The sequence below is a fragment of the Ruegeria sp. genome, from assembly GCF_965243365.1.
Lineage (GTDB): Bacteria > Pseudomonadota > Alphaproteobacteria > Rhodobacterales > Rhodobacteraceae > Ruegeria.
Genome location: NZ_CBDEUW010000002.1, coordinates 2095634 through 2107500, shown reverse-complemented (window position 1 = coordinate 2107500; position 11867 = coordinate 2095634). Strand labels below are relative to the sequence as shown.

General features: G+C 57.9%; 9 protein-coding genes. 5 read left to right on the top strand and 4 right to left on the bottom strand.

Going from position 1 to position 11867, the window contains the following annotated elements; all coding sequences use genetic code 11:
* Positions 1-698: 698 nt before the first annotated feature.
* Positions 699-1313, bottom strand: coding sequence for a protein-methionine-sulfoxide reductase heme-binding subunit MsrQ (msrQ, locus tag ACP0GE_RS14065; protein ID WP_424832552.1), 615 nt, complete (start codon positions 1311-1313; stop codon positions 699-701).
* A 4-nt stretch (positions 1314-1317) separates the two neighbouring features.
* Positions 1318-2220, bottom strand: a complete 903-nt coding sequence (gene msrP / locus ACP0GE_RS14060) for a protein-methionine-sulfoxide reductase catalytic subunit MsrP (RefSeq protein WP_424832551.1) — start codon at positions 2218-2220, stop codon at positions 1318-1320.
* A 213-nt stretch (positions 2221-2433) separates the two neighbouring features.
* Between msrP and ACP0GE_RS14055 the strand changes: the two genes are divergently transcribed.
* The 3 genes from ACP0GE_RS14055 (at position 2434) to ACP0GE_RS14045 (ending at position 5978) form a co-directional block, all read left to right on the top strand.
* Positions 2434-3249, top strand: coding sequence for a cyclase family protein (locus ACP0GE_RS14055; protein ID WP_424832550.1), 816 nt, complete (start codon positions 2434-2436; stop codon positions 3247-3249).
* Positions 3250-3355: 106 nt separating this feature from the next.
* Entirely contained in the window at positions 3356-4042 is a 687-nt protein-coding gene (locus tag ACP0GE_RS14050) for a class I SAM-dependent methyltransferase (protein WP_424832549.1), read from the top strand.
* Between the two features lie 103 nt (positions 4043-4145).
* Positions 4146-5978: an IS1634 family transposase gene (locus tag ACP0GE_RS14045; protein ID WP_424830354.1), complete on the top strand. Its 1833-nt coding sequence runs from the start codon at positions 4146-4148 to the stop codon at positions 5976-5978.
* Between the two features lie 415 nt (positions 5979-6393).
* Here ACP0GE_RS14045 and clpB read toward each other — a convergent pair whose 3' ends face one another.
* A complete protein-coding gene (gene clpB / locus ACP0GE_RS14040; RefSeq protein ID WP_424832548.1) occupies positions 6394-9012 on the bottom strand; it encodes an ATP-dependent chaperone ClpB in 2619 nt (872 codons plus the stop codon).
* A 129-nt stretch (positions 9013-9141) separates the two neighbouring features.
* Entirely contained in the window at positions 9142-9447 is a 306-nt protein-coding gene (locus ACP0GE_RS14035) for a hypothetical protein (protein WP_424832547.1), read from the bottom strand.
* Positions 9448-9558: 111 nt separating this feature from the next.
* Between ACP0GE_RS14035 and pyrF the strand changes: the two genes are divergently transcribed.
* Both pyrF and ACP0GE_RS14025 read left to right on the top strand, forming a co-directional pair.
* A complete protein-coding gene (gene pyrF / locus ACP0GE_RS14030; RefSeq protein ID WP_424832546.1) occupies positions 9559-10263 on the top strand; it encodes an orotidine-5'-phosphate decarboxylase in 705 nt (234 codons plus the stop codon).
* 349 nt (positions 10264-10612) lie between these two features.
* Positions 10613-11866, top strand: a complete 1254-nt coding sequence (locus tag ACP0GE_RS14025) for a DNA polymerase IV (protein WP_424832545.1) — start codon at positions 10613-10615, stop codon at positions 11864-11866.
* Position 11867: the final 1 nt, after the last annotated feature.

Sequence of the window (11867 nt, the reverse complement as noted above, 5' to 3'; positions counted from 1 at the left end):
TTGATTGTGCTACCGCCTATTCGGCTGCTTGAGCACAGGGCAGCTTACGCTACGCTGCAGCTACAAAACCGCACAAACGATACCCCCAACCCGGCTAGGCCAAGGGACAATCAAGAGTCATCTGTTTGTTGTGCTTCAGGTCTCCTAAGAAACCGAAAGCCGTACAAACAGTGAAGCTGACACTGGTCATCGGGATCATTAAACGTGCTACCGCCTATTCGGCTACTTGAGCACTAACCCCTACCAGCGCGATATACAGACATCCAATCCGTCGAAACGAACCAAACCGCCCACATATCTCTTCAGTTATCCATCAATGTCAAAGAACAAAACACCAAAGAGCCAAAAATCAGACCATCACGCCAATAAACTCAGCGCAACCGCCTAAACCCTAACCTCAGATGCCCACCGTCTCTCCGATGCGTCCAACCGTCTCTCCGGCCCGTCCCGCCACCTCAGCAGCGCACCAACAACCGCCTCAGCAGCGCCGGTGAAGGGCGTTCTAAGCATTACAAATCAAACCCGCAAGAGAAAAAGTGGTATTGAGCGAAAAATCTTCGAAATGGTATTTTATTAAATACAATCAATGTATTAGTTTCATTTCAATTTTCAAAATCGATGGGAAATTTCTAAATTCAAACCGAATCTAGGGCCGCAACACCGTTATTCACACACTTACCCACAGACTCGGGCAAGACTCAGGCGGAATCGGCCTGTCTCCCGCGACTCATCAGGCCCGAGATCGGCAAACGTAAGATTAAGAGACCGATAATTGCTGCAAGGTATAGGAGCGGCTCAAGCTGGAAGCCCTTGGCCAACATCACATAATGGATTCCGCCCAATAATATTGCCGGATAGACCAGCTTGTGTAGCTTGCGCCAGCGAGGTCCCAAGCGGCGCACAGACAAGTTATTGGACGTCAAAGCCAACGGCAGCAGCAAGATGAAACCGGCCATTCCGACTGTGATATAGGGCCGCTTAAGAATGTCCGCCCAGATTTGGCTGGGTTGCTGAACATCCAACACCAGCCAGACCAACAGGTGCAGCGCCACGTATGAAAAGGCCAATACGCCGATTGCACGCCGGAACTTCATCAGGTTTAGCCCCAGATATTGCCGCAACGGCGTTACGGCCAACCCAACGATGAGAAGCTGCAGAGCCAGCTCACCCAGCTTGTGCTCCAGCGCCTCGATTGGTTCGACCCCCAACCCTCCGGTCAGGGCCAGATACAAAAACCACGGTGCGGGCAAGGCCCCTAGCAGGTAGACCGCCCAAACTGGCATCTTGCGCACTATCTGGTTCACTGCCTGCATAAGCTTAGTAATTCGCCTTCAGATCCATACCCTCATACAGGCCTGCAACCTCAGCTTCATAGCCATTGAACATCAAGGTCGGAACTCGCTTGGCAAAAAGTCCACCACCAATGCGGCGTTCCGAGGCTTGCGACCAGCGTGGGTGATCCACATTCGGATTCACATTACTGTAAAAGCCGTATTCCTGTGGCGCAGACATATTCCAACTGGTGGGCGGCTCGTCCTCGGTCAGCGTGATCCGCACGATGGATTTGATGGATTTGAACCCATACTTCCAGGGCACAACCAACCGCAGAGGCGCCCCATTCTGGTTCGGGATTGGCTGATCGTAGATACCAGTCGCCATGATGGTCAGCGGGTGCATCGCTTCGTCCAGACGCAGACCTTCGCGATAAGGCCACTCAAGGACCGGGAACCGCGTGCCCGGCATTTCATCCGGACGATAAGCCGTCTCGAACGCCACGTATTTCGCACCTTCTTGCACACCGGCCATGTTCAGCAAATCTGCCAGTTCAAAACCATTCCACGGAATCACCATCGACCAGGCCTCAACACAGCGGAATCGGTAGATCCTCTCTTCTATGGTCATCTCGGACATGATGTCCTGAAAGCTATACTCACCCGGGCGGTCAACCAGACCATCGATCTGCACACTCCACGGCTCGGTCACCAGCGTATGAGCGTATTTCGCCGGATCGTCCTTGCGGGTCCCGAACTCATAGAAATTGTTGTAATTGGTGATCTCCTCCCAGGTATTGAGCTCCAGAGCGTCCTGCGCCGCCGCTGGTCGCGCCATCGCGGTCAGTCCGACACCTGCCAGTCCGGCCATGATCTGCCGCCGGTTTAAAAACGCCGCCTGTGGGGTGACGTCGGCATGTGTCAAAGTATTGGTCCAGCGATGCGCCATTTATATCTCCGTAATCAGTCCACCTCGGCCATGAGGTAATGTCTGATAGCACAGCGCCAAGGAAACAGGCGTAACGATTGAGCGACGGGATTGTAACGTTGCGCGCCCGATGTCGGCCCTACTGGCACCAGCGCAAATGCCCTCACTCACATTTGACTTGCGTGACGGTGGCCCACCGCGTTGTGCTTTGATGATGACAAGGGAGGAAGGCGAATGTGTGACACCTGTGTGATGAATGCGGTCAAGAACCGGATGCTGTCGCGGCGAGGGTTCTTCAAGGCGGCTGCGGCCTCGGGTCTGGCAGCCGCGGCCACCGGAGCCTCTGCACCGGCGGCGCTGGCCGCAGGCCATGGCGGGGTCGAGGACATGACCCACTCCCTCAGCCCCGACTTCCCAACCTGGGGTGGTGACCCGGGCATTTCCGCCGAGCAGGTGTTTAACTTCGGTGACCATGGGTTCAATCTATTCAACCTGTCGATCAATGAGCATACCGGAACTCATATCGACGCCCCGCTGCATTTTTCTGCGGATGGCGCATCGGTCGACGAAATCCCGGTAAGTGATTTGGTGGCCCCGTTATGCGTCGTCGATATCGCTGCCCGCGCCGCCGAGGATGCCGATACCAGGGTCACCCCGGACGACCTGAAAGCCTGGATTGCCGCCAATGGCGACATTCCCGATGGAGCTTGCGTTGCGATGCATTCAGGCTGGGGCGGCAAAACCGACACGGATGCGTTCCGCAATTTCGACGGTACGGCCCAGCACTATCCCGGGTTCCATGTCGAAGCCGCGCAAATGTTGATGGAGGAAACCGGCGCGCGGTCAATTGCCGTTGATACATTGTCACTGGATCACGGCATGTCTGCCGATTTCGCGACCCACTATGCGTGGCTGCCATCGGGCCGGTTCGGGATCGAATGTCTGGCCAATCTGGATCGTGTGCCTGCGTCCGGATCAACACTGGTGATCGGCGCGCCCAAACATAAAGGCGGTACCGGCGGGCCAGCACGGATATTTGCGTTGATCTAGATCCCATCGAGTAAGCAAACTGGTTGTGCAAGCTCTTGTATGCCGGATGGTTTTACATCATCGTCCGGCAACCATTCCTGTACCAGAGCGCGCCGGACCAAACTAAATGATCACAAATCAACAAATGATGGAGGCAGTTTCCCTGCCCCTCGTGGCAGAGTTGTCATTTGATGCCTTCGCTCCGCAAGACCTTGTAAACTTGATCATGCAAAGGTCCGAGATCATTCATGATCAGCCTCGGTCTGGAAGAATAATCCGGGCGTGGAGTTCCGGGAACGCCGCGCCAGCGCTGTCGCTTGTTCATGAGCGCGGAATTGAGTTGGCCAGACGAGCCGCTGCAATAATCTTCCTTGAGTATCTGGAAATCCGAGACGTCATTGAAAAGGTAAATCCGCGCTCGGTCGCAGACATCGGGTGCGGTTACGCCATGTTCGACTTGTTCTTGTGGAAAGACCACAAATGCAAACTGAACCTCATAGACTTGGAAACCTCCGAAGAACGTCACTTTGGATATGATGAAACCGGCGCGGCCTATTCAAGCTTATCTGTCGCTCGGGCGTTTCTGTTGGAAAACGGCGTAGACAAGGACGATATAACTTGTTTGAACCCCCGCGTGGACAACCTGGATGTGATTGCTCCGATTGACTTGGCAATGAGTTATATTTCCTGCGGCTATCACTATCCTGTTCAAACCTACGGTCATTTTTTCAATGACGTTGTGGCCAAACCCAAGTTCCGCACTTTTTTGCTGAAATCGGTCGAAATTGCCGCTTTCTGGCCGGTAAAGCGTTGATTTTGTTGAGGTGAGTTTCTGGATTTTCGAAGTGGTGCCATAATGTGCTTCCTGAGGGCTTTTCGGGATTCCCAGTGGGGTGCAGCGGTCCTAATGTAGGAACATGTTTATTCGTGAGACCCTGACCCGCCGCCGCGCTGACAAATGCTACCGATCCGTCCGGTTGGTCGAGAATTTTAGAACGGGCCGCAAGGTGCAACAAAAGACGCTCCTGAACCTCGGAGCAGCCTTTCCGATCCCCAAATCGCAGTGGCCCGAACTGGTCGAACTCGTTCAGGCGGGGATTACGGGAGAAACGCCTCTGTTCGATCCTGAACCGGAATTGGCGACAATGGCGGATACCATTGTGCAGAAGTTGCGCAGCCGCGCGTTGGTCCAGTCGGCGGCCGAGGCCCTGGATGGCGGCACAGCAAATATCCGTCTCGACAGCATACAGATTGAAGACGCGCGGTCTGTGGGCTGTGAGCGACTTGCCCTGGCCGCTCTGGAGGCTCTGGGCTTTCTTGGGGTGCTCAAGAATGTCGGCCTGTCGGATCGAGACGCCCGGACCGCCATGGCGCTGGTGATTGCGCGCATGGTGCATCCCGCCAGCGAACGGGAGACTTTGCGATGGTTGGAGACCAACAGTGCCACGTTTGAACTTCTGCGCCTCAATACCGGGCCGGCGCTCTATCTCGACAAGCTGTATCGTCTCAGTGACGGTCTGGTCAAACACCACGAGGCCATCGAAGACGCGCTGTTTGACCGTCAGCGCACGTTGTTCGGCAGTTCCGGTGCGGTGATCTTCTATGACCTGACCAACACCTACATGACCGGGCGTCCAGCGTCCGATCTGGCCAGGTTCGGACGCTCCAAGCAGAAACGGAACGACTGCCCTCTTGTCACGCTCGCGATGGCCACCGACGAGGGCGGCTTCCCGCGCCGCTCCAGCGTTCTGCCCGGCAATGTCAGCGAACCCGGCACGCTGTTCGAGGCGCTGGACAGCCTTGCCACACCGGAGGACAAGGACAAGCCCACGGTCATCATGGATGCAGGCATCGCTACCGAAAACAACCTCGCCGAACTGCGCAACCGGGGCTATCATTGGATCACGGTCAGGCGGGGTGGGGTCAAGCCGGATCAGGCGGATGCTGCAGGCGCGCGGGATCCTGATGCAACGATCGAGACCAGATCGGGGCATGAGGCGCGGATCTGGAACCTGTCCCACGAGCCTGAGAACGAAGCGCAACTCTGCATCTGGAGCCAGGCGCGACAGGAGCGTGATGAAGCCATTCTGGCCAAGAAGCGGGACGCCTTTGAGGCAGAACTTACCGCCTTGCACGACGGCTTGAGCAAGCCGCGCTCCGTCAAGACATACGACAAGGTTCTGGAGCGGCTCGGGCGTTTGCGGGAACGCTACGCTATGGTCAATCAGCATTATGACATCCGCGTCACAAAGGGTTCGGATGGCAAGGCCAGCGCGGTGACATGGGTACCCAATGCGGCATTCAATACACGCGATGCCCGCGCGGGCCTCTATGTGCTGCGCACCAGCCACACGGAATGGGGCCTTGAGAAGACGGTGCGCACCTACTGGCGTTTGACCGAACTCGAAGCGACGTTTGAGACGCTCAAGTCTGAACTCGGCTTGCGCCCGATCTGGCACCAACTGTCCAGGCGGATCGAGGGCCATCTGTTCATCGCGGTGCTGGCGCTGTACGGCGTCAATGTCATCCGGACCCGTCTCGCTGCGCAGGGGGTCCACGACAGTTGGGCCTCTGTGCGCAACAAGCTCGGTCGCTGGCAGCGGGCCACCACGTCCTTCACCTCCGTCGACGGCGCACGGATCGAGGTCAGAACGGACGCTCGGCCAGACCCGGTGGCGGCAGGGGTTGCGAAGGCGGCGGGCGTACCATACGCGCTTGAAAGGCGTATCCGGAAACTGAAAAACCCGTAACGGTCGAGGCCATTCCAACCGACCTCCTGACGCACAAAATGTAGTGCCATATCGGGCTTTTCCGAAAATAAAATCGTTTTGTATCATGACCTTATGGAGCCGTGTATGTCAAATTTGCTGAACCTGGGCAAAGATGGCGCCATCATTCTTGATTTGAGATCGCGCCGGCTGTCCGAAGGCATGGGGTTTCTGGAAAACTTCGGAGAAGTTTCCACTCTCGTTGACGCGGCAAGCGGCAGCGCGAAGCGTGTGTTGGTCCAAAAGGCTTAGCCCGCCGCCGCGTGTCGATCACACGCTCAATCGGCGTACCTCTTCGTTTTTGGGTTGAAGCACATTCGCACCAGACGCCAAACTGCCAATGGAAAGGCCCGCCTGATTGGCGGGCCTTTCCACTTGTCTACCTGGCCAAACGGCGTCAATGCACAACGGCATCATCCGGACGCGGACGCTCTGAAGTGCCCAGCCGATCGCCGATGATCAGACCATCGGCCCCGGCGGTCACCGGAACGGTTTCGCCGTCCTTGATTTCACCGGCCAGCAGAGCCTCGGCCAGCGGGTTCTGCAAGGCGCGCTGGATCACGCGCTTGAGCGGACGCGCACCAAAGACCGGATCATAGCCTTCGTTGGCCAGCCATTCCTTGGCACCCTCGTCCAAAGCCAGCTCGATCTTGCGGGCGGCCAGACGTTTTTGCAGACGTGCCATCTGGATATCGACGATGCCATCCATGTCGGCCCGCTTGAGCCGGTCAAAGATGATAGTCTCGTCCAGACGGTTCAGGAACTCGGGCCGGAAATGGGCCCGGACCGCATCCATCACATCGCGCCGCGCCTGCGCGCTGTCCGCGCCTTCGGGCAATTGGCTGAGCGCCTGAGATCCGAGGTTCGATGTCAGGATGATCAGCGTCTGCTTGAAGTCCACGGTGCGGCCCTGACCGTCGGTCAGCACACCATCGTCCAGAACCTGCAACAGCACGTTGAACACATCCGGGTGCGCCTTTTCGACCTCGTCAAACAGCACGACCTGATAGGGCCTGCGCCGCACGGCTTCGGTCAGCACACCGCCTTCGTCATAACCGACATAGCCCGGAGGGGCGCCGATCAGACGGGCAACCGCGTGTTTCTCCATGAACTCGGACATGTCGATGCGCACCATCGCGTTGTCGTCGTCGAACAGAAAGTTCGCCACGGCCTTGGTCAGTTCAGTTTTACCCACACCAGTCGGCCCGAGGAACAGGAACGAGCCCAGTGGGCGGTTCTCGTCATTCAGACCAGCCCGCGCACGGCGGACGGCATTGGCCACGGCGGTCACCGCCGCATCCTGACCGATCACGCGGGAATGCAGATCATCTTCCATCCGCAGCAGCTTTTCGCGCTCACCTTCCAGCATTTTCGAGGTCGGGATACCGGTCCAGCGCTCGACCACGGATGCGATCTGTTCCGGGCGCACCGTTTCCTCTGCCATCATGGCGTTGCTTTCGGCGTTCTCGGCCTCGGTCAGCTTTTTCTCAAGCTCGGGGATGACGCCGTAGGATAGCTCACCCGCCTTTGCGAGGTTGCCTTCGCGCTTTGCAATCTCCAGATCGGCCCGCGCTTTGTCGAGCTGCTCTTTCAGATCACGCGCGCCAGCCAGCTTGTCGCGTTCGGCCTGCCATTGGGCGGTCATCTCAGCAGATTGCTCTTGCAGGTCGGCCAGATCCTTTTGCAAGGTCTCCAGACGATCTTTTGATGCCGCGTCGTCTTCCAGCTTCAGCGCCTCTTCCTCGATCTGCATCTGCAGAATTTGGCGATCAAGCTGATCGAGCTCCTCGGGCTTCGAATCCACCTCCATCCGCAGACGCGACGCGGCTTCATCGACAAGGTCGATCGCCTTGTCGGGCAGGAAACGATCGGTGATATAGCGATGCGACAGGGTCGCCGCCGAAACCAGCGCCGAGTCCGAGATGCGCACGCCGTGGTGCAGCTCGTATTTTTCCTTGATGCCGCGCAGGATGCTGATCGTGTCCTCGACCGTGGGTTCTGCCACAACGACGGGCTGGAACCGGCGGGCAAGGGCTGCATCTTTCTCCACGTATTTACGGTACTCATCCAGCGTGGTTGCGCCGATACAATGCAGCTCACCCCGGGCAAGCGCCGGCTTGATCAGGTTGGCGGCATCCATCGCGCCGTCAGATTTACCAGCACCGACCAGCGTGTGCATCTCATCGATGAACAGGATGATCTCACCCGCGGCCTCGGTCACCTCGGTCAGAACGGCCTTGAGGCGTTCTTCGAACTCACCGCGATATTTCGCACCAGCAATCAGCGCGCCCATATCCAGCGCCAGCAGTTTCTTGTCCTTCAGCGATTCCGGCACATCACCATTGATAATGCGCAGGGCCATGCCCTCAGCAATCGCGGTTTTTCCGACGCCGGGTTCACCGATCAGAACCGGGTTGTTCTTGGTGCGGCGCGACAGAACCTGCATCGAGCGGCGGATTTCTTCATCCCGCCCGATGATCGGGTCGATCTTGCCTTCAGCCGCAGCCTCGGTCAGGTCGCGTGCATATTTCTTGAGTGCGTCATAACCCTCTTCCGCCGAGGCGGTGTCAGCGGTGCGGCCCTTACGGATGTCGTTGATCGCTTCGTTCAGCTTCTGGGCGGATACGGCCCCAGCTTCCAACGCCTCTTTGGCCTTGGATTTCACCATACACAGCGCCATCAGAACGCGCTCGACCGGAACAAAGCTATCACCCGCCTTGGTGGCGATCTTGGCGGCTTCGTCCAGCACCTTGGCAGTCTGGCCATCCATGTAAATCTGGCTCGCGTCGCCGCTGACCTTGGGGATCTTCCCCATCGCGGCATCCAGCGCCTCAACCACGCGGTTCGGCGCGCCGCCCGCGCGTGTGATCAGGTTGCTGGCCAACCCCTGATCGTCATCCATCAATGCCTTAAGTATATGTGTGGGCTCCAGCCTTTGGTGCCCCTCGCGCAGCGCAATGGTCTGCGCCGCCTGCACGAATCCCCGTGCCCGCTCGGTGAACTTGTTCAAGTCCATGCTGTTCTCCTTCGTCTCAAGCGCCCCGTTTTGATATGCCCGCTTGGCGGCACATATCGGTCGAAGCCTCACATTCAATCTGGGAAATATCTTTGTCGGTTCAAGAGGCTAAGAACGGAGATTCCGTGATTATCTGCGCGGAACGGAATAGACCGTATAGCCCCCGGTTTCGGCCATCTGGCGAGCGGAGTACATATCCACCAGCGACTGCGCCGCATCACTGCCCGTGGGGCAGGATACAAGGTCAGCGGCATCATCCAGAAAATCGATGGTAAACGCCGTTTCGCCAGTCAGTTGGCATTCATCATCAGTGGCCCGGTATCCGCCAACGAACCTCAGATCGTCGTTAGGCGGCGCAACCGCCTGGACCGGAGTTTCCGACGGCGTTTCCTGACAGGCGGTCAAAACAAGACAAAGTACAATCAACTTTCTCATTTCAGTTCCTTTCAAAGAATGCCGCGACCTTAACACAGGAATCGTACTTTGCATGGACAGGCACGCCCGAACCCGGTAGGACGCAGACGTTTGCCAAAAAGGAGCCCCCCAATGTCCGATGACCGCCTGATCGTCGCCCTCGATGTTCCCAACGCCCTGCAAGGGCTGGCCATGGCCGAGCGGCTGGGTGACAGCGTGTCCTTCTACAAGATCGGGCTTGGGATGTTGACCGGTGGAGGCCTCGCGCTGGCCAATGAGCTAAAACAGGATCACGGCAAGCGCATCTTTCTGGACATGAAGCTGTTCGACATCGGCAACACGGTCGAAAACGCCGTCCGGGGGCTGGCGCAGTTCGATCTGGATTTCCTGACTGTGCATGGCGACCCGCATGTGGTCCGCGCCGCGAAAGAAGGCGCCTCTGGCAAAGACCTGAAAATCCTCGCGGTGACCATCCTGACGTCGCTGAACCGCGACGACCTGGATGCCAGTCTGCTGAAAGACGGAGACGTGCAGGACCTGGTTGTCGAACGCGCGGCCAAAGCACTGGAGGCCGGGGCGGATGGCGTCATTGCCAGCCCGCAAGAGGCCGCCTTGATCCGTGCCCTGCCCCAGGCCGAGGGCCGTCTGATCGTCACCCCCGGTGTGCGCCCGGCAGGGGCAGCTTTGGGCGATCAGAAACGGGTTGCAACACCGGCCAGCGCAATTGGCGATGGGGCCGATCACATCGTTGTCGGCCGCCCGATCTATCAGGCGGATGATCCAAAAGCAGCTGCCGAAGCGGTTCTGAACGAGTTAAATTCTTTGGCGCATCACTGATCTTTAGGGCGAAATCAGCCGGAATTCACAGCTCAAATGACCGGCAAGCAGTTGACCTTAGGTCAATTTTTGCCGCTTATGCGCCAAATCGTCTCTGTGCCTAAAAACACACATTCAAAAAACGACTTTCCCACAAGCCACCTTCATCCTATCGAAATGGCCACCTTTGCGCGATTCTGGGGTTGAAACACTCCCCAACGGACATTTTCTTCCTGAGGTCCGTTACCTCCCCCCGCCATCGTGTGGGGGGTCTCTTTTTCACCAAAACCGACTCGCGCCAAGCCTTTGAACGGGATCGCGGCTGGTATAAGACTGTTTCATCACAGACTCAGAACGCGCAAGGACGCACATGCCCGGCCTTTGTCGAGATTGCCTGACCCGTCTGACCGACGAACGGCGTTGCCCGTCTTGCGGAAGCCCGCGTGTCATGTCGCACCCCGAGCTGTTTGACCTCACTATTGCTCATATGGATTGCGATGCGTTCTATGCCTCGGTCGAAAAGCGCGACAATCCCGAACTGGCGGATAAGCCCGTAATCATCGGTGGCGGAAAACGCGGCGTTGTTTCCACCGCTTGTTATGTGGCGCGCATCCGTGGGGTCCGCTCGGCCATGCCTATGTTCAAGGCGTTACAGCTTTGCCCGGATGCCGAGGTAATCAAACCCCGCATGTCCGTTTACGCTAAAGTTTCTCGCGAAATCCGGGCCATGATGGATGAGCTGACACCCGTGGTCGAACCGCTTTCCCTGGACGAGGCATTCATGGACCTGTCCGGCACTGAACGGCTGCACGGCGCACCGCCCGCTGTCATGCTGGCTCGGCTGGTGAAGCGGATGAAGGATGAACTGGGGCTGACCGGCTCCATCGGGTTAAGTCACAATAAGTTTCTAGCCAAGGTGGCCTCGGACCTCGACAAGCCGCGCGGGTTTTCGGTGATCGGCAAGGCGGAAACCGCTGAATTCCTGAACGATAAACCCGTGCGACTGATCTGGGGCATCGGTCCGGCGGCGCAAGAGTCACTGGACCGGGCGGGCATTCGTACCTTTTCGGATCTGCTGCGCTGGGATCAGGAAGCTTTGACCGCACGCTTCGGATCAATGGGCTACCGCCTGTGGCATCTGGCGCGTGGGCAGGACAAGCGCCGCGTCTCGGCGCATGAGCCGATGAAATCGATCAGCAACGAGACCACCTTTTTCGAAGATACGGCCAGTCTGGATATTCTGGACGGACACATATGGCGTATGTCCGAGAAAGTGGCAGACCGCGCCAAGGCCAAAAGACTGGCCGGACGGGTCGTGACGCTGAAACTGAAGCGGGCCAATCACAAGATTATCACCCGACGCGTGTCATTGCGCGACGCAACGCAGATCGCTGATCGTATTTATCGCACCGCCCGCGCTTTGTTCGATCAGGTTGGTGATCAGGGCCCCTATCGCCTGCTGGGCTGCGGCCTGTCGGATTTATGTTCCGAGGAACAGGCAGATATCTCGGGTGACCTGCTGGATCCGGGCGCCGCGCAAAGATCAAAAGCAGAACGGGCCACGGATGAGATACGGCGCAGATTTGGAACAGATGCGATCGTCAAGGGCCGCGCCCTGCGCTGAG

Excerpts from the sequence above, each read along its gene's own strand:
- msrQ (WP_424832552.1), bottom strand. The coding sequence starts at position 1,313 with ATGCAGGCAGTGAACCAGATAGTGCGCAAGATGCCAGTTTGGGCGGTC.
- msrP (WP_424832551.1), bottom strand. The coding sequence starts at position 2,220 with ATGGCGCATCGCTGGACCAATACTTTGACACATGCCGACGTCACCCCA.
- ACP0GE_RS14055 (WP_424832550.1), top strand. The coding sequence starts at position 2,434 with ATGTGTGACACCTGTGTGATGAATGCGGTCAAGAACCGGATGCTGTCG.
- ACP0GE_RS14050 (WP_424832549.1), top strand. The coding sequence starts at position 3,356 with ATGATCACAAATCAACAAATGATGGAGGCAGTTTCCCTGCCCCTCGTG.
- ACP0GE_RS14045 (WP_424830354.1), top strand. The coding sequence starts at position 4,146 with ATGTTTATTCGTGAGACCCTGACCCGCCGCCGCGCTGACAAATGCTAC.
- clpB (WP_424832548.1), bottom strand. The coding sequence starts at position 9,012 with ATGGACTTGAACAAGTTCACCGAGCGGGCACGGGGATTCGTGCAGGCG.
- ACP0GE_RS14035 (WP_424832547.1), bottom strand. The coding sequence starts at position 9,447 with ATGAGAAAGTTGATTGTACTTTGTCTTGTTTTGACCGCCTGTCAGGAA.
- pyrF (WP_424832546.1), top strand. The coding sequence starts at position 9,559 with ATGTCCGATGACCGCCTGATCGTCGCCCTCGATGTTCCCAACGCCCTG.
- ACP0GE_RS14025 (WP_424832545.1), top strand. The coding sequence starts at position 10,613 with ATGCCCGGCCTTTGTCGAGATTGCCTGACCCGTCTGACCGACGAACGG.